Annotated in this window: 26 protein-coding genes; 8 read left to right on the plus strand and 18 right to left on the minus strand. The window is 60.4% G+C overall.

All coding sequences use genetic code 11. The features are described 5' to 3' along the window. Positions 1-35: 35 nt before the first annotated feature. Entirely contained in the window at positions 36-935 is a 900-nt protein-coding gene (locus tag ACE3O2_RS01470; protein ID WP_374334514.1) for a LysR family transcriptional regulator, read from the plus strand. Here ACE3O2_RS01470 and ACE3O2_RS01475 read toward each other — a convergent pair. Further along, positions 932-2,197: a diguanylate cyclase gene (locus tag ACE3O2_RS01475; RefSeq protein WP_374334515.1), complete on the minus strand. Its 1,266-nt coding sequence runs from the start codon at positions 2,195-2,197 to the stop codon at positions 932-934. The two genes, ACE3O2_RS01470 and ACE3O2_RS01475, sit on opposite strands and share 4 nt — an antisense overlap. A gap of 226 nt (positions 2,198-2,423) precedes the next feature. On the opposite strand from ACE3O2_RS01475, the gene ACE3O2_RS01480 reads away from it, so the two are divergent. Next, positions 2,424-4,295 carry a methyl-accepting chemotaxis protein gene (locus tag ACE3O2_RS01480; RefSeq protein ID WP_374334516.1) on the plus strand — a complete coding sequence of 624 codons (1,872 nt, stop codon included), beginning with the start codon at positions 2,424-2,426 and terminating at the stop codon, positions 4,293-4,295. A gap of 66 nt (positions 4,296-4,361) precedes the next feature. Here the strand turns inward: ACE3O2_RS01480 and ACE3O2_RS01485 are convergent, their stop codons facing one another. Then, positions 4,362-5,231, minus strand: a complete 870-nt coding sequence (locus tag ACE3O2_RS01485; RefSeq protein ID WP_374334517.1) for a DUF4743 domain-containing protein — start codon at positions 5,229-5,231, stop codon at positions 4,362-4,364. Positions 5,232-5,321: 90 nt separating this feature from the next. On the opposite strand from ACE3O2_RS01485, the gene ACE3O2_RS01490 reads away from it, so the two are divergent. From ACE3O2_RS01490 to ACE3O2_RS01500, 3 genes are all read left to right on the plus strand, one after another. Then, positions 5,322-6,698, plus strand: a complete 1,377-nt coding sequence (locus ACE3O2_RS01490) for a sigma-54 interaction domain-containing protein (protein ID WP_374334518.1) — start codon at positions 5,322-5,324, stop codon at positions 6,696-6,698. A gap of 77 nt (positions 6,699-6,775) precedes the next feature. After that, the gene (locus ACE3O2_RS01495; protein WP_374334519.1) at positions 6,776-7,234 is read left to right on the plus strand and encodes a GyrI-like domain-containing protein; all 459 of its coding nucleotides are present in this window, start codon (positions 6,776-6,778) and stop codon (positions 7,232-7,234) included. Then, on the plus strand, positions 7,218-8,129 hold the full coding sequence (locus ACE3O2_RS01500) for a GyrI-like domain-containing protein (RefSeq protein ID WP_374334520.1): 912 nt from the start codon (positions 7,218-7,220) through the stop codon (positions 8,127-8,129). The genes ACE3O2_RS01495 and ACE3O2_RS01500 overlap by 17 nt, the downstream gene beginning before the upstream one ends. A gap of 16 nt (positions 8,130-8,145) precedes the next feature. Here ACE3O2_RS01500 and ACE3O2_RS01505 read toward each other — a convergent pair whose 3' ends face one another. Further along, positions 8,146-9,192: a P63C domain-containing protein gene (locus ACE3O2_RS01505; protein ID WP_374334521.1), complete on the minus strand. Its 1,047-nt coding sequence runs from the start codon at positions 9,190-9,192 to the stop codon at positions 8,146-8,148. A 241-nt stretch (positions 9,193-9,433) separates the two neighbouring features. Between ACE3O2_RS01505 and ACE3O2_RS01510 the strand changes: the two genes are divergently transcribed. Together ACE3O2_RS01510 and ACE3O2_RS01515 are read left to right on the plus strand one after the other, a co-directional pair. Beyond that, positions 9,434-10,021, plus strand: coding sequence for a hypothetical protein (locus ACE3O2_RS01510; RefSeq protein WP_374334522.1), 588 nt, complete (start codon positions 9,434-9,436; stop codon positions 10,019-10,021). Beyond that, entirely contained in the window at positions 10,005-10,901 is an 897-nt protein-coding gene (locus ACE3O2_RS01515; RefSeq protein WP_374334523.1) for a sigma-70 family RNA polymerase sigma factor, read from the plus strand. The genes ACE3O2_RS01510 and ACE3O2_RS01515 overlap by 17 nt, the downstream gene beginning before the upstream one ends. A gap of 85 nt (positions 10,902-10,986) precedes the next feature. On the opposite strand, the gene ACE3O2_RS01520 is transcribed toward ACE3O2_RS01515, so the two are convergent. The 3 genes from ACE3O2_RS01520 to nth form a co-directional block, all read right to left on the minus strand. Next, the gene (locus ACE3O2_RS01520) at positions 10,987-12,612 is read right to left on the minus strand and encodes an acyl-CoA synthetase (protein ID WP_374334524.1); all 1,626 of its coding nucleotides are present in this window, start codon (positions 12,610-12,612) and stop codon (positions 10,987-10,989) included. Between the two features lie 287 nt (positions 12,613-12,899). Next, positions 12,900-13,322 carry a DUF1841 family protein gene (locus tag ACE3O2_RS01525; RefSeq protein ID WP_168876097.1) on the minus strand — a complete coding sequence of 141 codons (423 nt, stop codon included), beginning with the start codon at positions 13,320-13,322 and terminating at the stop codon, positions 12,900-12,902. A 2-nt stretch (positions 13,323-13,324) separates the two neighbouring features. Beyond that, positions 13,325-13,969, minus strand: a complete 645-nt coding sequence (gene nth / locus ACE3O2_RS01530) for an endonuclease III (RefSeq protein WP_168876098.1) — start codon at positions 13,967-13,969, stop codon at positions 13,325-13,327. A gap of 275 nt (positions 13,970-14,244) precedes the next feature. On the opposite strand from nth, the gene ACE3O2_RS01535 reads away from it, so the two are divergent. Next, positions 14,245-14,661, plus strand: a complete 417-nt coding sequence (locus tag ACE3O2_RS01535) for a GNAT family N-acetyltransferase (RefSeq protein ID WP_374334525.1) — start codon at positions 14,245-14,247, stop codon at positions 14,659-14,661. Here ACE3O2_RS01535 and ACE3O2_RS01540 read toward each other — a convergent pair. The 12 genes from ACE3O2_RS01540 to ACE3O2_RS01595 all read right to left on the minus strand — a co-directional run bounded on the left by ACE3O2_RS01540 (position 14,658) and on the right by ACE3O2_RS01595 (position 22,950). After that, positions 14,658-14,984: a hypothetical protein gene (locus ACE3O2_RS01540; protein ID WP_374334526.1), complete on the minus strand. Its 327-nt coding sequence runs from the start codon at positions 14,982-14,984 to the stop codon at positions 14,658-14,660. The genes ACE3O2_RS01535 and ACE3O2_RS01540 overlap by 4 nt on opposite strands. Before the next feature lie 2 nt (positions 14,985-14,986). Next, positions 14,987-15,679, minus strand: coding sequence for a hypothetical protein (locus tag ACE3O2_RS01545; protein WP_374334527.1), 693 nt, complete (start codon positions 15,677-15,679; stop codon positions 14,987-14,989). A gap of 147 nt (positions 15,680-15,826) precedes the next feature. Continuing rightward, positions 15,827-16,519 carry a hypothetical protein gene (locus tag ACE3O2_RS01550; protein WP_374334528.1) on the minus strand — a complete coding sequence of 231 codons (693 nt, stop codon included), beginning with the start codon at positions 16,517-16,519 and terminating at the stop codon, positions 15,827-15,829. A gap of 62 nt (positions 16,520-16,581) precedes the next feature. After that, complete coding sequence (locus ACE3O2_RS01555; protein ID WP_374334529.1) at positions 16,582-17,028, minus strand: hypothetical protein; 447 nt, start codon at positions 17,026-17,028, stop codon at positions 16,582-16,584. Between the two features lie 104 nt (positions 17,029-17,132). Then, on the minus strand, positions 17,133-17,468 hold the full coding sequence (locus tag ACE3O2_RS01560) for a hypothetical protein (RefSeq protein ID WP_374334530.1): 336 nt from the start codon (positions 17,466-17,468) through the stop codon (positions 17,133-17,135). A gap of 138 nt (positions 17,469-17,606) precedes the next feature. Next, positions 17,607-18,074, minus strand: coding sequence for a thiol-disulfide oxidoreductase DCC family protein (locus tag ACE3O2_RS01565; RefSeq protein ID WP_374334531.1), 468 nt, complete (start codon positions 18,072-18,074; stop codon positions 17,607-17,609). 23 nt (positions 18,075-18,097) lie between these two features. Further along, positions 18,098-18,427 carry a peptidyl-tRNA hydrolase gene (locus ACE3O2_RS01570; RefSeq protein WP_374334532.1) on the minus strand — a complete coding sequence of 110 codons (330 nt, stop codon included), beginning with the start codon at positions 18,425-18,427 and terminating at the stop codon, positions 18,098-18,100. A gap of 68 nt (positions 18,428-18,495) precedes the next feature. After that, positions 18,496-19,845: an NAD(P)/FAD-dependent oxidoreductase gene (locus tag ACE3O2_RS01575; protein ID WP_374334533.1), complete on the minus strand. Its 1,350-nt coding sequence runs from the start codon at positions 19,843-19,845 to the stop codon at positions 18,496-18,498. A gap of 153 nt (positions 19,846-19,998) precedes the next feature. After that, positions 19,999-20,583 carry an Imm42 family immunity protein gene (locus tag ACE3O2_RS01580; protein WP_374334534.1) on the minus strand — a complete coding sequence of 195 codons (585 nt, stop codon included), beginning with the start codon at positions 20,581-20,583 and terminating at the stop codon, positions 19,999-20,001. A 160-nt stretch (positions 20,584-20,743) separates the two neighbouring features. Beyond that, entirely contained in the window at positions 20,744-21,061 is a 318-nt protein-coding gene (locus ACE3O2_RS01585; RefSeq protein ID WP_374334535.1) for a hypothetical protein, read from the minus strand. A gap of 248 nt (positions 21,062-21,309) precedes the next feature. Beyond that, a complete protein-coding gene (locus ACE3O2_RS01590; RefSeq protein WP_374334536.1) occupies positions 21,310-21,894 on the minus strand; it encodes a hypothetical protein in 585 nt (194 codons plus the stop codon). A 96-nt stretch (positions 21,895-21,990) separates the two neighbouring features. Further along, positions 21,991-22,950, minus strand: coding sequence for a hypothetical protein (locus ACE3O2_RS01595; RefSeq protein ID WP_374334537.1), 960 nt, complete (start codon positions 22,948-22,950; stop codon positions 21,991-21,993). Positions 22,951-22,994 lie beyond the last annotated feature (44 nt).

Genomic DNA, 22,994 nt, shown 5'->3' on the forward strand with positions numbered 1-22,994 from the left:
TTGAATAGCGATAAATCGAAATTCATTTTCCACTTATGCAAAATAAGCCTTCACTGGACTGGAACCATCTCAAGTATTTTCTGGCAGTCGCCCGCCACGGTGGGTTGACGCCCGCCGCCCAGCATCTGGGCAGTAGTCCCTCTACCGTGATGCGGCACGTAGATGCCATGGAAGCCGAACTGGGCATCACCTTGTTTCTGCGGCAGCAGCAAGGCTACCGGTTGACCGACCAGGGCGAGAGCCTGCTCTCCCACATGCTGGAAGCCGAGCAGGCCATGCTGGCGCTGGAGCGCCACGGTAGCCAGCTGGCGCAGCGCGATCAGGCCATGGGCACCATCCGGCTGGCGACGGCGGAAACGCTGGGCAGTACGTTGGTGGCCCCCAATCTGCACCGTTTTTTCCAGCAGTATCCACTGGTGCAGGTGGAGTTGATCATTGGCCGCCAGCTGAGCGACCTGTCGCGCCGGGAGGCGGATCTGGCCCTGCGCTCCATGAACCCGGAACACTGGGATTGGTACCAGGACTATGTGCTGCAGGAAGTCGGCCTGCTCAGCTACCGCCTGTATGGCACGCCGGAGCGTTGTGAGCAAGCACGCCGCGAGGGCTGGCAACGCACGCCGCTGATTGGCTGGGACGAGGCCTGGCTGAAGGACGCGCGCGGGCATTGGCTGACCCGGTTTCCAACCGAGAGTACGGTATTCCGCTGCAACAGCCTGCAGGGGCAGTTCGCTGCGGCCTGCAATGGCATCGGGCTGGTGCTGCTACCCGACTTTCTGGGCAAGCAGGATGCACGGTTGCAAGCGGTGGAGGAAGGCGAGATCTATCAACGACAACTGATGCTGGTCTGGCATCGGGATCTGCGCGCCAGCCAGCGGGTGCTGGCGATGCGGGATTTTCTGGTCAAGCTGTTGCGGGAGTACATCCCGCAAGCCTAACCTTCGCCGCACACCTGATTACGCCCGCCCTGCTTGGCGCGGTACAGCGCCTGATCCGCAGCCAGGCTCAGCTCACTGGCCGTCATGCCGGGTTTCCAGGCAGCCACCCCGGCGCTGAAGGTCGAATTGAACACCACCTCCCCTGCCGTGTGCTGTAGCTGCATATACGCTTGCCGCAAGGCGTCGATCCGCTGCATGGCAACTTCCAGCGACGTTTCCGGCAAGAGGACGGCAAACTCCTCGCCCCCGTAGCGGCCCAGCTGGCCAAAGCGGCGCAGCCGCATCTGCAGCATGCGTGAGAGGCTGCGGATCACCCGGTCACCGACCGGGTGCCCGTAGCTGTCATTGATACGCTTGAAATGGTCGATGTCGAGCATTGCCAGCGCCAGCGCCTGCGGTTCGCGCTGGTTACGCGCCACTTCCCGCAGCAGCTGCTCGCCAAAGTGGCTGTGGGTCAGCAGACCGGTCAGGCCATCGTGGCACATCAGGCGGCGCAACGTCCGGTAGCGCTCGGCGGTGATGGTGACCGACTCCACCAGCACCTGCGGCTGGATAGGCTTGGTCAGGAAGTCATCGCCGCCCTTGCGGCGTGCCAGCAATTGCTTGCTGATGTCGGTTTCACCGGACAGAAACACAATGGGCAGGCTCGCCATATTGTCTTGCTGCCGGATGACCTTGGCCGCTTCGTCGCCCGTACACTCCGGCATATACATGTCAACCAGCAGCAGCTCGGGCTCGAACTCTTCAATGGCTTGCAGCAGGATCAAGGGGTCGGTTTCCACCCGCGTCACCATACCCGCCTGCCGCAACACCTTGCCGGTATGCTCGGCAATGCTGTGAGAGTCATCCACAATCAAGACGCGGTAGGGCTCAAACGGCAGGTTGTCGGTCTGTCGGTCCAGCCGATCCACCAGCTGGGTCAGGTCATAGGGGTGAATCAGCAGCTCGGCACAGCCGGCGCGGACGATCTGAACCTGGTCTTCAAAAGGCAGCGGGTCGCAGATGCCCAGAATCGGAATCCGCTCCGGCAGGCTGGCACGCAAACGGGTGACTTCATCTGCCAGCCGCGCCACCTCTTCGCCTCGGCCTTCCAGCAGCACCGCCGACGGCATTTGCACCTTCATGGCCGTTGCCAGCTCTTCGGTCGAGCCGAAATGCAACAGGACATAGCCAAAGTGGGTCAGCTGCAGACCCAATTCATTCAGGTCATGTGCCTGGCTTGAATATGCAAACAGGGTTTCGTATCGCAGGGAGGCATCCATACTGCCAACTACCCATCCGGGAAGGTGTATGCAGTATGGTTTATTCCATGTGGTTTTGCCAAGAAACATGATGATCGCCCGCTTCAGCGCAGCTTGATGGGATAACAGTGTTTCACTTTGCGAAAGCCCATTCCTCATCTATAACCAGTGCAGGGCATGTCTACACGTACCCATTCTTGTGTTGCCCGGTCATTCTTCATGAGTGCCCACTGTCAGGAGGACGATCATGTCGTCATTGCGCAGCAAGCTGGTCAGCTTTGTGCTGATCCTGATCCTGTTCCTGTCCATGTTGTTGTGCGGGGTGGCCTACTGGCAATCCCGCTCTGCGCTGGAAACGGAAATCAAGGCTGAAATCAGCCAGTCGGCCAGCAACAAGGTCAGCTTTGTTACCGAATGGGTCAGCTCCCGCCAGAAGGTGGTAGCAGCCATCCTGCCCCGTTTCGGACAGGGCGAGCTCAAGCTGGTACTGGATCAGGCCAAGGCCTCGGGCGGACTGGATGAAGCCTATGTCGGCCAGCCTGACAAAACCATGACCATGACCACCAATGCGCCGAAGCTGCCGGACGGCTATGACCCGACCGGCCGCCCCTGGTACAAGGCCGCCGCAGCGACCGATGGACCAATCGCCTCCCCACCCTATATTGATGCCGGTACCAATCAGCCCATCATCTCCTTTGCGCAGGCGCGCAAGGATAATGGTCAGGTGGTGGCGGTGGCCGGTGGTGATGTCACCCTCAAGCGCGTGGTAGAGGAAATTGTCGCGACCAAGCTCCCCGGCAATGGCTATGCCTTCCTGATGACACAGGAGGGTGAAATCATTGCCCACCCGAAAAAGGATTCGGGCCTGAAGAAAGTGGCCGAGGTCATCTCGGGTTATAACCTGACCGCGCAAAGCAAGAATGGCCAGATCAGCGAATCCAGCCTCGATGGCAAAACCGTGTGGACCGCACTCTACCCGGTTGGCGATACCGGCTGGCTGCTGGGGGTGGTGGTACCGGTAGCGGAAGCCACCGCACCGGTGAACACCCTGCTCTATCTGATGCTGGGGTTGCTGGTGGTCGGGGTTGCGATTGGCGGAGCCATCACCTATGTCGGTGTCAGCCGCTTGATGCACGGTCTGATCATGATGCGTGACGCCATGCGTAATATCGCCAGCGGTGGCGGAGACCTGACGGTTCACCTGACTGTAGACAGCCAGGACGAGGTCGGCCAGAGCAAGGATGCCTTCAACCGCTTCCTTGGCGCGCTGCGCGGCATGATTGCCGATACCAAGTCCAACGCAGGTGACCTGCTGCAAGGCTTCCACCATGTGGCGGAAGAAACCGACCGCATCAGCAGCAGCTCGCAACAGCAGGCCATGTCCGCCAATGCCACCGCCGCGGCGATTGAAGAGATGTCGGTGAGCGTCAGCCACATTGCCGACTCCGCCAAAACTGCCGAGCAATTGGCCCGCACGGCCGGGCAGGCCTCCCGCGATGTGGCGCAGGATGTACGGGAAACCGCCGCCGAGATCTCGCGGATTGCCGATACCGTGCGCCAGCTGTCCCAGGTACTCAACGGACTGGATGCCCGCTCCAGCCAGATCAGCACCATTGTCGGCGTGATCAAGGAAATTGCCGATCAGACCAACCTGCTGGCCCTGAATGCGGCCATCGAAGCCGCGCGGGCCGGTGAGCAAGGCCGTGGCTTTGCAGTGGTGGCGGATGAAGTCCGCAAGCTGGCAGAGCGCACCGGCAGCTCAACCGTCGAAATTGGCAACATGATCACCCTGATTCAGGAGGAGACCTCCAGGGCGGTACAGAGCATGCAGACGGCGGTGAGCCAGGTGCAAAGCGGGGTAGAGAAATCCAGCTCGGTGGCCGAATCCATCCAGCGTATTGAACACAGCTCGCTGGAAGTGGTAAGCACGCTGGGTGACATTGCAGCGGCCACCGCAGAGCAATCCAGCGCCAGCCAGGACATTGCGCGCAATATCGAGCGCATCAATGAAATGACGGAGAACACCGACTTTGCCATCCAGCAGGCGCAGCAGACAACCAGCCGCTTGCGGCAGGTGGCCGAAGGCTTGCGCGCGATGATGGACAAGTTTCAGGTGTAAATCCGAGGCCACCCACAAAACAAACGGGCTGCCGATGGCAGCCCGTTTGTTTTGTGCCCGCCGTCATCACGGGTGATACAGCGCCCTCGCCAGCAAGGCCCCGGCATCCCCAAAATAGTGCCGCCGCAATAAACCATCCAGGATGACCCGCGCCGAATCAGGCGTAAACGCACCATCGCGTATCCACTCCAGCACCATCGGTACCGAGAGCAACGCATGTTCAGCCACTTCACCGTCCTGGTTTTGCGGTACGAAATCCGCAGGCAGTGTCAGGTCATAGACAAACAGCCATTCGCGATGCAGGCCATCCGGGCGCAGATGGCAGGACAGCACCCGATTGCCGATACGGGCATGCTGCGCACCCTCCGGCGGAATACCCGCCTCCTCCCAGCACTCGCGCAGCATCGCCTGCTGCAGCGATTCACCATGCGCCACGCCGCCGCCCATCAGATTATCCCAGCGACCCGGGTCTATGGCTTTTTGCATGCTGCGCCGCGCAGCCCACAGCCACAGGTCCTCGCCATCGCGCACCCAGCCGTTCAAGTGTACCGCCCGACTGGTCAGACCTAACAAACGGAATGCCCCACGCTCCAGCAGGCCCAGCCCGGCGCTGTCCTGCTCATAGTCCTCGTCCGGCTGGCGCACCGGGTACAGCTCATCACGCCACTCCGGAAAGCCCCCTTGCTGGTGTACCTGCTGCACCCATTGCTGCACAGCAGACGGCTGGCCCTGCAGCAGGGTATCACTGCCCAGCAGCAGCCCCTGCTCCACCGGCTGGAACAAGCCACTGGCCTGCCCCCATTGCAACCACGCGGCCTCCGAGATCCAGCCCATGCCCTGCCCTGCCACCGACCAATGCCGCCCCTGCTGCCAGGGGATGGGGGGCTGGGACTGCAACCAGCGGCACAAACCTTGCACGATATGTGATGGGCTCATTGTGTCCTCCTGGCCTGACGGCCTGACATTCCACCCGCACCCGGCGGCGCTGGCTTGCTACAATGCGGCATCCTGTTCGTGATGCAGACCATGTTGCCTGTTGCTACCGAGCCGCCTCATGCCAGCCTGGCCGCCGCCCTTCTGGAGGCCCTGGGTCACTTGCCCGGCGCCATCGTGGTCGATGCGCAGGCCCGCATCCGCTGGCTGAGCCCCGCTTACGCGCAACTGCTAGGCGTGGCGGACCCGGACTCCGTCATCGGCTGGCCGGTCGAGCAACTGATCCCGCACAGCAAGCTGCGCGACGTCGCCCACAGTGGACACGCCACTCCGCTGGATTTTCTGCAGCACGAGGGGCGGGATTATGTGGTCACCCGTCTGCCCCTGTGGAATCAGGATACACCAGCTGGCGCCATTGGTCTGTTACTGTACGAGGAATGGCAAACCCTCAGCCCACTGGTCGCCCGTTTTCAGCGCCTGCAGCGCGAGCTGGACGATGCCCGCCGCCAGCTCTCCAGCCAGCGTCCGGCCCGCTACCAGCTCAGCGACCTGATCGGACAGGGTAACGCTGCCACCCGGCTGCGGCAACTGGCCGAACGCGCGGCCCAGCTGGACACCACCGTACTGCTGCAAGGCGAAACCGGCACCGGCAAGGAGCTGCTGGCCCAAGCCATCCATCATGCCTCACAACGCCAGCACGCGGCCTTTGTCGGCCTCAACATCGCCGCGCTGCCGGATAGCCTGCTGGAAGCCGAGCTGTTTGGTGCCGCACCCGGCGCCTATACCGGCGCCGACCGCAAAGGCCGCGAGGGTAAATTCCAGCAAGCACAGGGCGGCACCCTGTTTCTCGACGAAATCGGCGATCTGGCGCTGCCGCTGCAGGCCAAGCTGCTACGGGTGCTGCAAGAACAGGAAATCGAACCGCTGGGTGCCAATCGTCTGGTCAAGCTGGATGTACGCATCATCGCAGCCACCAGCCGCGACCTGCCCGCCATGGTGCAGCAAGGTCAGTTCCGCGCCGACCTTTACTATCGGCTCAATATCCTGCCGATCACCCTGCAGCCCTTGCGAGAGCGCAGCGAAGACATCCCCTTGCTGGTGCGCCACCTGCTGTTGCGACAAGCCGAACGTACCGGTCTGTCCTGTCGGCAACTCAGCACCGACGCGCTCTACCGGCTCACCACCCACGCCTGGCCGGGCAATATCCGCGAGCTGCGCAATGTGCTGGAGCAAGCCTGCCTCTACCAGCCCGAAGGCATACTGGATGCCCGTAGCCTGCACATGCTGCCCAACCCTGCCCCCACCGCACGCCCCTGCACGCCGCTGGCCGACCTGCTCGCCGCCACCGAGCGGCAAGCCCTGCTCGACGCACTGGCCGCCTGCCAGCAAAATCGTAGCCAGGCGGCACAGCGCCTGGGCATTAGCCGGGCCACCCTCTATGAAAAACTGGCCCGCCACGGTATCCGCTAAGCCGGAAAGTCCGCAAAAAATGATAAGTCGGTCTCCCTACAATGGGGGTGCGTTTAACCCACCACCCGGAGACAGACATGAACTACCATACGCTGCAACAGCCCCAGCGCATCATCGGCATGGCCTTTCGCACCAGCAATGACACCGCCGACCAGGACATCCCCGCCTACTGGCAACAGGTGATGGGCGGGCAAAAGCTCGATGGCATCCGTGGACGGCTGGACGACGCCGTCTACGCGGTGTATACGGAATTCAGCCACCCCGGTGTCGACAATGTCGGCCCTTACACCTATGTGATCGGCGTGGCGGTGTCGGACGATGCACCGGTGCCGGACGGCCTGCAGGCCTTCACGCTGCCCGCCGCCCGCTATGCCGTGTTTGACGTACCCAGCGGCCGCCCCGAGCATGTCGGCGAACGCTGGCGCGATATCTGGAACTGGAACGATGCCCGCAAAGCCTACCGCTGCGACTTTGAACGCTACCGCCAGCAAGCCGATGGACGCTGCGACATCGCGATCCATGTCGGCCTTCATTGAGGCTCCGGCCAGTGGCCCGGCACAGCGCTATGTGCAGCGCATGTGCCGGGTGATCGACCATGTCTACGACCACCTCGACAGCACGCTGGACCTCGACGTGCTGGCCGAGGTGGCCTGCATGTCACCCCACCACTGGCACCGCATCTACCAGTCCATGTACGGTGAAACCTTGGCCCGCACCGTGCGGCGGCTGCGCCTGCACCGCGCTGCGGCCGAGCTGGCTTACAGCGCGCTGCCACTCACCCGCATCGCCCGCCGTGCCGCCTACCCCAGCCTGCCTTCGTTCAGCCGCACCTTCAAGGCCGCCTACGGTGTGCCCCCGGCCCGTTACCGTGCCCTCGGCCAGCACCGCAGCTTTACCCTACAGCAACCGCAGCCGCCCGGCGAGGCGCTGCAAGTCAGCATCGAGCCCTTGCCCGCCATGCATCTGCTGGGTATCGCTCATCAAGGCAGCTATATGCTGATTGGACGCGCCTTTGACCGCCTGTTTGCCCACACCGCCGCCAGCGGCCTGCTGCAACACGGCCCACGCTGCTTTGGCCTGTATCTGGACGACCCCAGCCGGGTGCCAGAACGCCTGCGCCGTTCCGTCGCCGCCATCGGCCCGTTTGCCACCCCCCCGAGCCTGCCCCACGCCGAGCTGCAGCCCTACACCACCCACGCCGGCCCCTACGCCACCCTGCTGCACCGAGGCCCCTACGATGGCATGCACGCCAGCTACCGCTGGCTGCTGGGCCAATGGCTGCCGCATTCCGACTACGACGCCGCCGACGGCCCGCTGATCGAGGAATACCTCAACAACCCGCGCGACACCGCCCCCTCCGACCTACTGACACGAATACACCTGCCGCTACGGGTAGATGGGGACACCTTACCACTACATGCTTCAGCATAACCCAAACTACTAATCATTAAAAAAGTTGTAATGTGTCACCGAATTTTGGAAGTGCTCGATTCAACAATCTTTCAAACTCGTCAGAAGTTGATGATGCATCCATCAAAGCCATGGCCTTTGACAAATGTTCCCTTAATTCAGGCACACCATGATCATCAGTAAGAAATTGATGATTTTTATACCTCCTATTCCCTTTTTCAGTTCTAGGATTTAATGCCTTTAGGCGTGCCCTTACCCCAGGGGCCAGTCTTTCATAAACAATGTCGTTAACCCAATGGCCAACGAAAGAGGGGCGCTGCAGTCCAATGTAGCTCTCATACCCTTTTACACGGAGAAGCTTAGTCCAGAAAATATCTGGAAATACCTTTGCCCACTTCTTTGCGTAGTCCATCAAATATTTATTAACAATCTTCTGGATTTCATCCTTCTCCCTTACCTCTTGAAAACCAGTTACCTCATCAATCGCCGAGATAATTCCAGCCTTCGCAAAGCTTAAAGTTATCAATTGCGCTTGAAGCGCTAAAGGAATCCACGCCCTACGAAAACCCGGGTTATCTTTTGCCTTTAAGATGGTATGACATAAGTCAATTAGGAGTGTGGCTTCAAATGCAAGGGCAGGTACCCCCCCTCTGCCGGGGCGTATAAATCTAACTGGATTGTTGATTGCCATCGCAAGTTCAGCATCAACATATGGCTTAATGGTTGTCAACGACAAAAACTCTCGAAGCTTACCGCCATGCGTCCTTGCCTCACCACCTAAGCCTATCGCCTGCTGCATGCCCCGACCTGAAAGTACGCGTGTCTTATCATCTAGCACATAGCATTCGACATATATATCCCCAATTTTTAGCATTTTCTCAGGCTCACCCCAAATTGCTTTACGGATGTCTTGAGATTGCTTTTCCTGGTCACCCCAGCGTGTATCTGCCGCCAACTTTGCAATGCGGCTTCTCTCCTCCGGAGGCAGTGCCATGGCACGTGCAACCCCTCCTGCTCGCTTTCCTGTTGCTGACATAACCATCTCCTCGGCCAGATACTTGCATAATGGACTGATAATCGACATATTGCAAGCATGAAGTTATTTTATGCTTGCAAATTTACACAAATAATTAGAGTGTGTCGTCATGCTTTCATCATGCTATGTCCGTAAGGTAACCACCCCGTTCCCAAGCACGCAATCACCAACATGACCACCCATAAGGTGGCCAGCGCTGCTAAGGTAGCGGCAAAGCCATGTTCATGCAGCCTGTCACATTTCGTATCGCTCCGCCGTCATGGTGTGATCAGGTCAAGCAGGAGGCATCATGAGGGGGTGGCATCGTTTCGGGGCGGGGGTGTTGGGGGTGTTTTTGCTGCTGCATCTGGGCAATCACCTGCTGTTGTTCGTGGGCTTTGAGGCGCACCGGGCGGTGATGCACAGCCTGCGGCAGCTGTATCGCTGGCCGCCATTGGAGGCGGTGTTGCTGCTGGCGATCTGCACGCAGCTGATGAGTGGCGTGATGCTGGCGTGGCGTAGCCGACGTGGCAGTTTGCCCGCACTACGCTGGCAGCGCTGGAGTGGTCTGGCCTTGCTGCTCTTTCTGCTGATCCATGTCAGCGCGGTCCTGCTGGGGCGGCTGGCCGGGCTGGATACCGATGTACACTTTGCCGCCGCAGGCTTGCACCACCACCCCGCCTGGCTGTTTTTTGCGCCGTATTACACGCTGGCGGTAGGCGCGCTCGGTCTGCATCTGGGCGCCCGGCTGGCGCGGCGCTGGCCCCAGCAAGCAGGGCGCTGTCTGTGCGGTGGTGCAATGCTGGGCCTGCTGCTGGGAGCGAGCTGGGTGATGGCAATGGCCGGGTGGCTGTACCCGGTGGCGATTCCAGCGGTGTACCATGCAGCTTTCCTGTGATGGCCTGATGATGGCAGATGCTTTTCTCGCGCAACGTGCTCACCTGCAGCGGGTGGCCTACCGCATGCTGGGGGACCGGCATGCGGCGGAGGACGTACTGCAGGAGGCTTGGCTGCGCTGGCAGGCACAAGCCAGCCTGCCGGGGGTCCCCGCAGCCTGGCTGCATACGGTGGTATCCCGCCTGTGCCTGGACCAATTGCGGCTCCGGCGGCAGGCGCAGCACCACTATGCGGGCAGCTGGTTGCCCGCGCCGTGGCAGGACGAGGCTGACGAGCAGGCCGATCCGCTGGCACAGCTGGGGCAGCGTGCCGAACTGGGGCAGGCGCTGATGCTGCTGCTGGAGCGGCTGAGTCCGGACGAGCGGGTGGCCTGGGTGATGTACGACAGTTTTGACCATGACCACCGGCAGATTGCCACGGTGCTGGGCCGCAGTGAGGCCGCCTGCCGCCAACTGGTCAGCCGCGCGCGCAAGCGGCTGCAACAGGGAGAGCGACGCTTTGCCTGTCCGCCGGAGCAGCGGCAACAAGTGCTGTTGCAGTTTCTGACGGCCTTGGGGAGTGGTGACCTGAGCGGCCTGCTGGCGACACTGGCGCCAGCGGTGCAGCTACACTCCGATGGCGGCGGCAAGGTGCTGGCCGCCAGCCGACCGGTGCATGGCCCGCGTGCCGTCAGCCGTTTGCTGTTGGGGGTACGGAAGCTACAGCCGGCAGAGCAGTCCATCCAGCTGGCCAGCCGGGGCGGTGAAACGGTATTGCTGGGTTTTACCGGGGGCACAGTGTACTTCCAGATGAGCTTTGCAGTCGGGGCACAGGGGATTCAGGGTCTCTACCTGCAGTTGAACCCGGACAAGCTGGATCGCCCGGCCCTTTCTCCCGTATAAAAAAACGCGCGATGTTGCCATCGCGCGCCAAGCCCACCTGTGGGCATGGATACCCACGGTTGAAAAAACGGTATGTCAGGCGGGTTCAGGCCACCATCTGGCGAGCCCGATCACGCAGCACAAACTTCTGTACCTTGCCGGTACTGGTCTTGGGCAGCTCGCCCAGCAGCACCCGCTTCGGTACCTTGTAGTGCGCCAGATGCTCGCGGCACCACTGCAGCAGTTCGGCTTCTGCCGGGGCCTCAACCCCGCTGCGCAGGGCGACAAAGGCATAGGGCACCTCGCCCCACTTCTCGTCCGGGCACGCCACCACCGCCGCCTCCAGTACCGCCGGGTGTTGATAAAGCGCGGCCTCTACTTCGATGGAGGCGATGTTCTCGCCACCGGAGATGATGATGTCCTTGGCGCGGTCTTTCAGTTCGATATAGCCATCCGGGTGCAACACGCCGAGGTCACCGGAGTGGAACCAGCCCCCGGCAAACGCTTCCTCGGTTGCACTCGGGTTTTTCAGGTAGCCTTTCATCACGATGTTGCCGCGGAACATCACTTCGCCCAGCGACTGCCCATCGGCGGGCACCGGGGTCATCGTATCCGGGTTCATCACCGTCACCGCTTCCAGCATTGGGTAACGTACCCCCTGCCGCCGCAGGAAATCCGCCTGTCCGGCTTCGTCCATTTGCTCAAAGGAGGGCTGCCACTGGCACAGTGTGGCCGGGCCGTAGGTTTCGGTCAGCCCGTAAAGGTGCAGCACCTTGAAGCCGATGGCTTCCGCCGCACGGATGATCGGCACCGGCACGGGCGCCGCTGCGGCATTGAACTGCACGGTGCGCGGGAAGGTGCGGCGCTGCTCGGGCGGTGCATTGAGGAACAGGCCCAGCACCACCGCTGCCCCGCACATCACGTTGACCTGATGCTCGGCAATCAGCCGGTACATGCTGGCGGCCTCTACCCGCCGCAGGCAGACCGAGGTGGCCCCGAGCGCGGCCAGCGTCCAGATAAAGCACCAGCCATTGCAGTGGAACATCGGCAAGGACCACAGGTAGACGGTATCTTGCGTCATCTGGCTGGAGAGGATGTTGCTCACCGCGTTCAGGTACGCGCCCCGATGGTGGTAGACCACACCTTTCGGGTTACCGGTGGTGCCGGAGGTGTAATTGAGGCTGATCGCCTGCCATTCATCCACCAGCGCGGGCGCCTGCCAGTGCGGATCACCTTCTTCCAGCAGGGTGGTGTAGTCCAGCGCACCAATCCGCTCGCCGCTGTCGTACTCGCTGTCGATGATGTCCACCAGCAGGGGCGGATGGCTGCACAGCGCCACGGCGGCACGAGCCAGCCCGGCAAACTCGCTGTCCACCAGCAGCACTTTGGCCTCGCCGTGGTCCAGCTGAAACGCCAGCGTGCGGGCATCGAGCCGATAGTTGAGGGTATTCAGTACCGCCCCGCATAGCGGCACCGCAAAGTGGGCCTCGAACATTTCCGGAATATTGGGGGCGAGGATGGCGACCGTCTGCCCGGTCTGCACCCCATGCTGAACCAGCGCGGAGGCGAACCGCCGCACCCGCTCGCCCACCTCACGCCAGCGGTAGCGGCGCTGGCCGTGGATCACGGCCAGCTTGTCTGGCCATACCTGCTCGCTACGCTGCAAAAAGGTACACGGCGTCAGCGGCGTGTAGTTGGCCGGGTTGGGTGGCAGATCATCCACAGCGTGCATGCAGCGCTCCCTCTCAGGGTATTTGGGCTCCTGAGTACATAGCAAACGACGTGCCAGCTGGCCTTTCCCGCATGGCGCATCTGCTGGCATGCGGTCTGGCGAGCGATGCCACCCTGGTGGGTGGTCATGGCCGGATGAGGGCAGTGTCTGGAAAAGCAGACAGTACCGACAAAATGTCGTTACCGCTCAGGTGGCATGCAGTTTTCCAGATAACCAGACAACGTCCGGAAATTCAGACAAAGTCACTATGAGATACCATCGCCTTCACGTCCCCACAACAACAAGGCTTATTTACGGCTGAGGCAATCCAGATAGATGGCCGGGTCCGGCATGGTCTGGTAGCGCTGGGCGTGCCACAGCATCTCGCCAAAGCAGTCGAGGAAGGCATGCACCGCCTCATGCTCGCTGCCCAGCTTGAGGCACAGGCGATGAAAGTGGGCGCGCACGCCGGGTGGCTGGTCGATGCTGAGCTGCTCGCGGATCGACAGGTGCATCATCAGATGCAGGAAGGGGTTGGGCTCGCCCTGCTCCGCCGGATAATCCCGCGTCAGGTAACGATCCGGGTCGGACAGGATGGCGTGGTATTCCGGATGCTCACCGATCACGTCCAGCGCCATGGCCTCCAGCGGGGTCAAGGGCAGGCCATCGTGGTGCTTGCGCCAGGTATCAAACAGGAACTGGCGGGCCTGGTCGCGGCTGGGATCGAACATGCTTACTCACTCACCGGAACAGTACGGCCCGGAAATTCACACAGATCGGCAATGATACACGACTCACAATGCGGCTTGCGCGCCGTACAGGTATAGCGGCCATGCAAAATCAGCCAGTGATGGGCGTCCAGCAGGTACTCCGCAGGGATCACCTTCAGCAACTTGTCCTCCACCGCTCGCACGTCCTTGCCTGGAGCCAGCCGCGTGCGATTGGAAAGGCGGAAGATATGGGTGTCCACCGCCATGGTTGGCTGGCGGAAAATGGTGTTGAGGATCACATTGGCTGTCTTGCGGCCCACCCCCGGCAAGGCCTCCAGCGCTGCGCGCTCCGCCGGCACCTCGCCGTCGTGCCGCTCCAGCAACAGCTGACAGGTTTCAATCACATGCTTGGCCTTGCTGCGGTAGAGGCCAATGCGATTGATGAAACCCTCCAGCCTCTCCTGCCCCAGCGCCAGAATCGCCGCCGGGGTATTGGCTACCGGATACAGCTCACGGGTACACAGGTTCACGCTCTTGTCGGTGGCCTGCGCGGAGAGCATCACCGCCACCAGCAGTTCGAACGGCGTGCGGTATTCCAGCTCGGTGGTCGGTTCCGGATTGGCGGCAGCCAGCCGGGCGAAAATCTGTCGGCGCTTGTCGGCGTTCATCGGGGTTGGGCTCCAAAAACGGCATTATGCCTGAGCCGAGGGTGTCCGGCAGCCCCTTGCCCGGCGCTGCGGGCCGCTTGCGATACCTCAATGAATCATGCCAGCATGCGGCCTCAGAACCTGTTTATAGTCTGCTGCGCGACGGCGATACGGCGTTGAAAACAACTTCGGAATGCTCATTTACCACCGAGTAAACTCCGCTTCCTCAGCCGTTTTCGCCTTGTCTCACCCTCGCTCGCGAGACCATAAACAGGTTCTCAGAACAAGGAGGCCACATGCCCGAGATCATTCTGGACGAAAACCCCGCTGACACTGACATCCAGATACTGGAAGACGGCGTCACCCGCTACGGGCGCAGCCTGTCGCAAGGTGATGCGCGACCGCTGGCCTGCTGGATACGGCAGGATGGGCAATTGCGGGGTGGGGTGTGTGGCCGTACCGAGTTGGGCCGCCTGTTCATCCAGTACCTGTGGGTGGATGAGGGACAGCGCGGGCAAGGCTGGGCCAGCGACTTGCTAACCCAGATCGAAGCAGCGGCCCGTGAGCGCGGCTGCCGCGATGCCTTGATCGAGACCCTGCTCGACCCGGTGGCCGAGCTGTACCAGCGACGCGGCTATCAGGTACTGGCTTGCATTCCGGACTGGGTGGGCCGCTTCAGCCGCACCATCCTGTGCAAACCCTTGCAGGATTAATGGCGCTGCGGGATGGCGCTACGGATGCGAATCCGCCTGTACAGCCCATAGAAGGCACCCAGCATAAAGCAGACCCCCACCGCGATAATCGCCCCGACCACTGCCATGCGGCCTTGCTGCATGGTATCAAAGGCCTTGTAGAGCGCAACCAGGGTACGGTCCATGGTCACCGACGCCACATCACCCTGCTCCAGCTCCAGCAACTCCTTGTTCTGGAACCAGGCCCACACCAGAAACACCGCACCAAACAGGTTCAAACCCCAGAAGCCCTTGAAGATGCTGCGATCCGACCGGCCATGGTACATATTGGGAGAAACACTCATGCTCAGGGCCTCCTCGCTTCAGCCACAAAGAAATGCAGTTCTGCTCCGTTTTCATCCGTCCCATTCAGCGAGAAACGCTCCGGTAGCTCGGCACGGCTCAGGCGGAAATGTTGCTGCGTTTGCAGGTCGCTCTCGGGCGGTACTGAGCAGCTATTGGTTTCACAGCCACCGGCATAAGGCATCACGGTCACATCCTTGTCCGTCACCTGCGCCACCTTCAACCAACGGAAACGCGGATGCGGCTGCTCAGTGGTGTTGTAGGCAATCTGCATCCCCAGCATCAGGTCGCCCACCTTGGGATCGCGGCTGACCAGATTGCGGCCTTGCTCTCCGGTGATCGTGCTGTAAATCCATACCCCAATACCGATGAACAGCAACAGCAGCAATGCAAGAAACAGCTTGAATCCCCACTTGAGGCGGAATGTCTTGGGCTGCAATACCGCCTGCTTCTGCTCCGCCAGATAGGCTTCTTCCAGCAGATCATCCCACCCTAGCGGATGCAGCTCGTTATGACAGGAGGGGCAAGACACCAGACCAGCCACCTTCTTGGTCATCTTCATGTAACCACGGGTTTCCATGCGCAGCTGGAAGTAATCCGCCTGCAAGGTACCTTGACCGCAATAGGGGCAGGCCCGCGACAGGCTGGCCTGATGGATCGGGACATAGGTGGTGGTAATGGACTGGACAATGATCATGGGTGAGTCCGCTCAAAAACGGCAGGCCGCTACAGGACCGGGCATTATGCCATCGGGATGGGTCGGGTGCCAGTCCAGCCATGCCAGGCTTTGGCTTTGCTTAAGCTGTTCGATCACCCCCCTGCGTTGATCACCGGCAAAGCGACATCAGGGCCGCTCGAAATCCACAACGAAATAGTGCTGCTCAGCCCCGCGAGCATCCTGCCCATTCAGGTTATTACCGGTCTTGCGGAAATCTTCGCGGCTGGCCTGAAAGCGCAGCCCCGGCTGCAGCGCAGATTCTGACGGTTTGGGGCAATCGTCCCGGGTGGTGCAGCTCCCGGCATAGGGAATCAGGCTGAACTCAAGGTCCCCCACCTGTTCCACCTTCAACCAGAGATAGGTGGACTTGGGCTCCGGGTCAGTATCCGTCGCAATTGGCATGGCCAGCAGCCTATCCCCCGGCTGGGGCTGCAGGCTGATGGCCGTACGCAGTTGATGATCCGTCCAGGCCGAAATCGCCCAGATCAGCAGTGGCACAACCAGCAGCAGCATCGCCATCAGGAGCTTGGCAGGTGTCTTCCAGCGGAAGCTGGTGGGCAGACGCACAGCCTGTTGCTCACCGGCCTGGCAGGCCTCGGTCAGCGCCTTATCCCAAGTGGCGGGAGCGCACTCACGCTGGCAGGCCGTGCAGGACACCCGCCTGCTCAGCTGATCCGTCAGTCTCAGGGTCCATCGGGTTTCCCGCTGCAGCTGAAAGTAGTGCCCGGTGAGCGCCTGTGCACCGCAGTGCGGGCACTGCCCGGGCAGGCTGAGCTGATGAATGTGCCGGTAAGTGGTGCTCATCGACAGAGTTGCCATGCTGTGCTGCGCTCCTTGTGCTCCCGTTCCTGCAGGCCCCCGCCTGCAGCCACCATGCCAGTTTACTGCGGGCACGCCACCGGCTGCGGCTTGCCGCTGCTCACTACCTGCAGCAATTGCGCCGTGTCATAGACATCGGACTGCTCGGTATTGACCACATAGTGGCCGATCCGCAACGTGGCCGTCCCCTTGAAGCCGCACTGGCCTTTGGCAGGCTTGGCGGGCAGCTTCAGCATCGACCGCGCCTTGGTCTGTGGATCAAAGCAGAACCAGGCACTGCGGGTATCCCCCTTTTCACGCGGGATCAGGCCTGCGGTGGCTTTATCCGGGGTGAAACACAGCGTATTCCCCAGCAGCTCATCGCTGCTGTCCTGCAGGTATTGCCCGCTCACCACCACTTCGCCGCTGTAATACACCAGCGCATCCTTCTGGTGGTGACGCTGCAATGCCGGTGCGGCTTGCGCGCCCAGTGCCAGCGCACACAAAGCAGCCCAATACATCCGTTTCATGGTGTTCCTCCTGTTGATCGTGTGGCGATTATATGCATATTGAATGATCTGGACACCCTGCCTGAACGAGCACCACGCCATCGTAGGGTCGCGCCTGGCAAACTTCATTGCCCCATCTGCTGCAACCAGGGAATACTGGCGGCCAGCATCACGGTGGTCAGCCCCTGGCCCAGCACCCGTGCGGTGACCGGCTCAGGGGAGCTTTTCTCGGCGGATTGCAGCAGCGGGGCCAGCAAGGCCAGGCTCAACAGCAACACCGGCACCAGCCAGGCCAGGCGGGGCATGCACGCCAGCGCCAGCACACCCAGCAGCAAGCAGGCCCCGACATACAGCAGCACCAGCTCGGCCTGGCGGCGCAACCTGGCCTCTGCGGTGAGTACCAGATAGCCACACACCCCGATGCCCACCGGCACACACGCCACCCACAGCATGCTGTCCATCCCCAGCCCCCTCGCTCTTGATGGAAGGCATGGTAGCAAGTCACGGATTTTATTGATGAAATGAATGTTTAGTATCAGAAAGCGATACCTGGCAGGTCACCCATGCGGCGCTGATACTACGGCAAGGCGGGCAAACGGCTACACCATACCTTGCCTGTTGCGCTGTACAGGCTCAGCGGCGGTCTGCGCCACCTCTGGCTGCCAAATGTGCTCACCCATTGCAGCTGAGGGCACCATGCAGTAGTCACGCCGTCCAAACCAGTGAAAACGATGGCGAGCCACGGTCCGGTACAGGGCATCGCGCAAAGGGCGCGGTACCAGCCACAGCAGGAGCCCCAGCACTTTCATCGGCAGACTCAAACGCCACAGGATACGGATGCAGGCGGTCGAGTGCGTATAGGCACGTGAGCCTTCCAGCAGCACAAAGCTCTCCGGATCATCTGGCGACATGCCGAGTTGCTGTAACACCTGCTGCCCCGCCAGGCTCTGGATGGTACCCAGCCTGAAACGAGTGCGACGATCCAGCCGCATCAGCAAGTGCGCACTGGCACAACACAGCACGCAAACCCCATCGAACAGGACAACGCGTTGACCAGTGGATGTCATTACCCTGCAGAGCCCGTCTGGAGTTACACCACAGCAGGCACCACCGGTGCCTCTTTGTACAGCCGCAGGAATTTAAACATCTTGGGCCACTCATCCCTTGGCTTGAAGACGATCGCCACCTCCTGCTGCCCCAAGGCCGATTCGGTCAGAATCAGATGATCCGCGACCGCTTTGGCATTCTCGAACTCCTTGGCATTGACCTTGCAAACCGCTTTGTAGAAGGGCCCAGCCAACCAGGCCGCAACCTCGGGGCTATCCTTGAACTTCAGATACCCCGCCAGAGAAGCATGCGCAACCGCCACCATGGCGAACCCCAGCGGGATATCGTCCCGCACCAGAATGTACATCTTCATCCGTTATCGCTTTCATGTTTGCCGGTACCCATTGCTATGGTGCACCACATTTTCCCGCGCTCCCGTCTTCACGCCGAACGGGCATCCAGTCGAGCATAGCGGGCGTAAGCCAGCCGCAGCCCCAGCTTTTGCAGCATGCGCAGCGGTGGCAATCGGCCCGGCAAGCCTGCGTAGACCGGGCAACGCTCGCTGCGGCTCAGCGGCACGCCGGCCAGCTGTCGCGCCAGGGTGCGACCGATCCATGGCATGGTGTTGACGCCATTGCCATAACAACCAAAACCGTAGAATACGCTGGGGTCATCCGGTAGCGCGCCGAACGAAGGCGCCAGCTTGCGGGTGACCGATACCATGCCACGCCAGAAGTAGTCGATCTCCACATCGGCCCAGGCTGGGAACTTGCGGGCAATGGCCATTTGTAACGCCGCTTTCATCTTTACGCCATCGGCCTCACTGCCGCTGAGGTCCCCGCGCGCCCCAAACAGCAACCGACCATCCGGCAGGCGGCGGTAGTAGTTCAGCAAATGGCGGGCATCGCAGGCTGGAGCCAGCGTCTGATACTGGTGCTGCGCCCATTGCGCCTCGCTCAGCGGTGCCGTCACCACAATATTGGAGATCACCGGCAAAAGCCGGTGGCGCAGCACGGCCGGGCCCATCTGCAGCGGGTAGCCATTGGTCGCCACGATCACCCGCCTGGCCCGAACCTCCCCGCCGGGAGTGTGCAGCAGATGATGGCCACCATTCCGCACCCAGCTCAGCACCGGGCTGTGTGCATACAGCTGCGCGCCATGGCGGCTGGCCGCCCCGGCCAGACCTTGCGCGTAAGCCAGCGGGTTCAGCCCGCCACCCGCTTCGATCCACATGGCGCCGTACTGCTCGCTGCCACCGTGCCCGCAGGCCGCAAAAGCCTCCGCATCCAGCATGCGTACCGGCAGCCCTGCCTCGCGCTGCCACAGCAGGGCTTCATCCTGCAGCTCCTGCCAGGCGGCCTTGCTGTGGGCAACGATATAGCTGCCCTCGCCGCACGCCTCCAGCGTAAAACCTTCCTGCTGTGCCAGCTCCGACGCCAGCGCCATGCCTTCGCGCTGCGAGGCGTAGAAATCCACCGTCGCCTCCCGCCCCCAGCGCTGCTGCATGTCCAGCCAGCCCAGCTTGGTGGCCGCCAGCGTATTGAACCCGGCATTGCGGCAAGAAGCGCCCCAGGCCATCTCCCCCGCCTCCAGCACCAGTGGCGCCACACCATAATCCCGCGCCAGATGCAAAGCAGCAGACAGCCCGGTGAAGCCACCACCGATGATCGCCACATCCACCGTATGTCCCCCCGCCAGCACGGGGTAGGCCTGCGGCGTAAGGCGCGTACGCCAATAAGTTGGCGCAGGCTCGGTGAAGCGGTACATGGCAGGGTCGTATAAATGTGGCATGGTCAGCTCCCGGACAGGCAGATGACACCATGCCGCAGTGAGGGAGTCAGGGCAAGGGGGTATGCGTTGCTGTGGCTCAATGCGTAATGAGAGGCAAGCCTATAAGGAGATCATGCACATTTGCATGCAATTCTTGACAACGTCATCGATGGGTCACACCGCCAAATGACGGTTACTCTGGTATGCATCATTGAACCCTGTTACCCATCCACGTAGAACACCATAAAACTCATCTGCGTCGATGACAAGTTCTTCCAAAGAACTTGAAATTACCGCTTCGTCATCAGAATTAACAAACGCAACCAACCTGACCATCTCGCCAACATCAAAAATCAGAACATGCGATCCATCATCAAACGCCCGATCCCCATCCGGAGCCCAAACACATCCAATTTTATATAAATCATCATCAAGTCTCTTCAGAAAATCACCACCCCAATCATTCCTCCCATAAGGAATTGCATATACACTCCAGACAAAGCAACTCACGATATCCGATGAACTCATATCCTCCACATAAGGAACACAGTGTCGACGTCGGTTAGCAACTATTTCTTTTATCACATTGTATGAGCAAGCCAGATAGGTTGCATCTGGCTCATCCACCCCATACTTTCGTCCATTTATATATATCAATAATTTTCCGACCGCCATCAATCCATCGCTAATGCAATAGCAGTCAATTGAAAGTTCAACTCCAAATTTATTTTTATCACCAAATATCATTACAGCTTTCATTCAAGGAAAGGCCAGAAAAAAATTTTCGCGCCCATGTTTCGGAGGCTGGTGCTTACATGCCATAGAAAGACCGACGCAGCGAAAGACAATCCTTTTGATCTGAGCAAGGTAGATGGAAGTGTACGGCCAGCAGCGCGTCCGCGAATAGCGTGGCCATGCCTCAGCTCACGAAGACGCCGACAATAGCAAACGCAACCGTGCCGCCACCGATCACCAGAAGTGTGCCAAGCAGGCCTTTTTTCCAGCCAGGCAATGCTGCCCATGTGGCTTCTAGCATGGTAATAGGCTTTCCGGTAAGCAACTCGGTGACCCCGACGATGGCCAGCATCCCGGGTACGCCAATCAAGATTGCGGCAACGGGACCGGTTGGGTAGTAAGAAAGCGGGTATGCACCAGGATGGGAACTCCAGAATGCCAGTAGCCCGAACACGCACGCGCCGATGACTGCCTCAACAAGACCTCTCAATCTAATGCTCATCCACTGGCTCCTGTCGTCACGCAATACGTTTTTGGCAGAGTAACATTTGCTAGTCTGCATTGCGTCAGAAAGCTAAACGCTTTTTGCCTGTACAACAAGCGCGAAGGAGTGCTGATGCCTGAAGGCACTCCGCAAAAAATAGCTTCCCCAACTCTGCCTGAATTAAATCAAGGTCTTTACACCTCCGCAGAGATGCTTTACTGCCGAGTTCAGCAAATGGTAGCGTGGTTAATTTTCAACAACGTCGCTTACTGCCATTTTTCGAACTTGTGCAGCCTTAACTGCGAGGGTTTAATGGATGCTTCGTAGGTCTCAGCCTCCTTTAATACCCTCTCAACTTCACCACGCTCTGTGTACCAACAGTTATCCGCAGGGTATGCGAAAACGCCATCAGTCAATTCAGCCAGTATCGCCGCGGAAAGCGTTGCCATCCGTAGCTCAAGGGTATCAGCAGAGCCCCAAACGCAAGAAATGACCTTTTTGCAAGAAATAAGGCGCGCATCAATTTCACGTGATGCAAAGTACACAGGCTCCGCTTTTTTCCCTTTCAAGCGATCAAGAATCGACAGTCTTGGCGTGATCGCATCAACTTCCTTTTTCAGGTCAAAATCGCTTAGATAAAATTCGAAGCCAGTAAGATATTCATTGCCAAGCATCTTTTCATGCTTCGGTTTTTTCAATACAACCTTGAAAGGTAAAAAACCCGTATGCGTTGCGAACGAAAATTCAGGATGAATCTCACACGTCATCTCAAGCGAGTTGAGTCGCTCCACCCACTTTTGAATGAGTAAATCATCAACGGTCGGAACAAAGACTTGCATTTCAAGGCTCAAGCTGAACTCCTTACGACCTAAGATAAAACACCACACAACGGCTGAAGCAGCGACATCAAGGCACCGGTCTGCTCTGGCCACACTTGGCCCCCAAAACTACCCACCCACCCCCAGCTGCCGCAAGGTCTCTACCACCTCGTCAACACTGAGCGCGCGTTCCACCGTCAGGTTGGCTGGCAGGACGTCCAGATGCGGGCCGAAGAAGCCGCTGTCCCAGCTGCGCTGGATGGTCATGGGCCAGAGCAGGATCAGGGCTTCGCCGTTCACCTGAGGCAGGTGGCGGGTGAGCCCTTCGCCCCAGATCGGAAACAGGGGCTCGGGCGTGGTGTGTTGCGGCCAGCCGTAGTGCCACCAGCCGTGGTCGGACACTTGCCCGTCACTGCCCAGAGCTGCGGCCAGTACAGCTTCATCCGGCGCCTGGCCGCCCGGCAGCAGGGTGCCGAGGCGGCATTGCAGCAGGCTAAACAGGTGGAAGCAATTGGCAACATTGTGGTAATGCACGCGGTAGCCTTGGCGGCTTTCCACATGCAGCACGGTGAGCGGGGCGCTGTGGCGCTGGATGGCTTCGCGCACCCAGCTGAAGGCGTAGCTGTAGCCTTCCAGCTGTTCCAGCCGGGTCATGCGGGATTCGGTGGTGGCCCAGTCTTCACGCCGGTCCGGCAGGCGTGCCAGATGGCTGACCAGCGCGCGCGCCAGATTGGGGATGGCATCCAGCCAGATTTGCTGTGCTTCATCCAGCGGCGGATAGTCTTCATCGTCGTCGCTGATCTCGGGAAAGCGCGCCAGCAGGTGTTCGAAGAACTCCAGCAGGCACGGTCCACTGGGGTCGGCCGGGTGGCCGTTTTCGACCAGCACACCAAGGCTGACCGCCACCCAGCCCGCACCATGCGGCGGCAGGTTGCCGACTTGGGCGGCGACAGCGCCCATCCAGTCCGGGTGGTCACGCAGGGTGCGTTGCAGGTTCTGAATGCCCAGGCGCACATCCGGGCCGGGCTCAGCTTTGTGGCAGCGCTGGAATGGGGCCAGCAGGATTTCCAGGGTTTCGTAAGGGACCATCGAAAACGATCGTAGTGTAGGTTCAGGACTGTCGCAGTTGCGGC

The sequence above is a fragment of the Leeia sp. genome, from assembly GCF_041909055.1.
GTDB classification, from domain to species: domain Bacteria; phylum Pseudomonadota; class Gammaproteobacteria; order Burkholderiales; family Leeiaceae; genus Leeia; species Leeia aquatica.

Coding starts and splice junctions, on each gene's coding strand:
- ACE3O2_RS01560 (WP_374334530.1), bottom strand. CDS start 17,468: ATGGACAGCATGCTGTGGGTGGCGTGTGTGCCGGTGGGCATCGGGGTG.
- ACE3O2_RS01595 (WP_374334537.1), bottom strand. CDS start 22,950: ATGGTCCCTTACGAAACCCTGGAAATCCTGCTGGCCCCATTCCAGCGC.
- ACE3O2_RS01580 (WP_374334534.1), bottom strand. CDS start 20,583: ATGAAAGCTGTAATGATATTTGGTGATAAAAATAAATTTGGAGTTGAA.
- ACE3O2_RS01470 (WP_374334514.1), top strand. CDS start 36: ATGCAAAATAAGCCTTCACTGGACTGGAACCATCTCAAGTATTTTCTG.
- ACE3O2_RS01525 (WP_168876097.1), bottom strand. CDS start 13,322: ATGTTCGATCCCAGCCGCGACCAGGCCCGCCAGTTCCTGTTTGATACC.
- ACE3O2_RS01505 (WP_374334521.1), bottom strand. CDS start 9,192: ATGTCGATTATCAGTCCATTATGCAAGTATCTGGCCGAGGAGATGGTT.
- ACE3O2_RS01550 (WP_374334528.1), bottom strand. CDS start 16,519: ATGGCAACTCTGTCGATGAGCACCACTTACCGGCACATTCATCAGCTC.
- ACE3O2_RS01565 (WP_374334531.1), bottom strand. CDS start 18,074: ATGACATCCACTGGTCAACGCGTTGTCCTGTTCGATGGGGTTTGCGTG.
- ACE3O2_RS01575 (WP_374334533.1), bottom strand. CDS start 19,845: ATGCCACATTTATACGACCCTGCCATGTACCGCTTCACCGAGCCTGCG.
- ACE3O2_RS01515 (WP_374334523.1), top strand. CDS start 10,005: ATGCAGCTTTCCTGTGATGGCCTGATGATGGCAGATGCTTTTCTCGCG.
- ACE3O2_RS01585 (WP_374334535.1), bottom strand. CDS start 21,061: ATGAGCATTAGATTGAGAGGTCTTGTTGAGGCAGTCATCGGCGCGTGC.
- ACE3O2_RS01495 (WP_374334519.1), top strand. CDS start 6,776: ATGAACTACCATACGCTGCAACAGCCCCAGCGCATCATCGGCATGGCC.
- ACE3O2_RS01570 (WP_374334532.1), bottom strand. CDS start 18,427: ATGAAGATGTACATTCTGGTGCGGGACGATATCCCGCTGGGGTTCGCC.
- ACE3O2_RS01490 (WP_374334518.1), top strand. CDS start 5,322: ATGTTGCCTGTTGCTACCGAGCCGCCTCATGCCAGCCTGGCCGCCGCC.
- ACE3O2_RS01485 (WP_374334517.1), bottom strand. CDS start 5,231: ATGAGCCCATCACATATCGTGCAAGGTTTGTGCCGCTGGTTGCAGTCC.
- ACE3O2_RS01540 (WP_374334526.1), bottom strand. CDS start 14,984: ATGAGTGTTTCTCCCAATATGTACCATGGCCGGTCGGATCGCAGCATC.
- ACE3O2_RS01500 (WP_374334520.1), top strand. CDS start 7,218: ATGTCGGCCTTCATTGAGGCTCCGGCCAGTGGCCCGGCACAGCGCTAT.
- nth (WP_168876098.1), bottom strand. CDS start 13,969: ATGAACGCCGACAAGCGCCGACAGATTTTCGCCCGGCTGGCTGCCGCC.
- ACE3O2_RS01520 (WP_374334524.1), bottom strand. CDS start 12,612: ATGCACGCTGTGGATGATCTGCCACCCAACCCGGCCAACTACACGCCG.
- ACE3O2_RS01535 (WP_374334525.1), top strand. CDS start 14,245: ATGCCCGAGATCATTCTGGACGAAAACCCCGCTGACACTGACATCCAG.
- ACE3O2_RS01555 (WP_374334529.1), bottom strand. CDS start 17,028: ATGAAACGGATGTATTGGGCTGCTTTGTGTGCGCTGGCACTGGGCGCG.
- ACE3O2_RS01545 (WP_374334527.1), bottom strand. CDS start 15,679: ATGATCATTGTCCAGTCCATTACCACCACCTATGTCCCGATCCATCAG.
- ACE3O2_RS01475 (WP_374334515.1), bottom strand. CDS start 2,197: ATGGATGCCTCCCTGCGATACGAAACCCTGTTTGCATATTCAAGCCAG.
- ACE3O2_RS01510 (WP_374334522.1), top strand. CDS start 9,434: ATGAGGGGGTGGCATCGTTTCGGGGCGGGGGTGTTGGGGGTGTTTTTG.
- ACE3O2_RS01480 (WP_374334516.1), top strand. CDS start 2,424: ATGTCGTCATTGCGCAGCAAGCTGGTCAGCTTTGTGCTGATCCTGATC.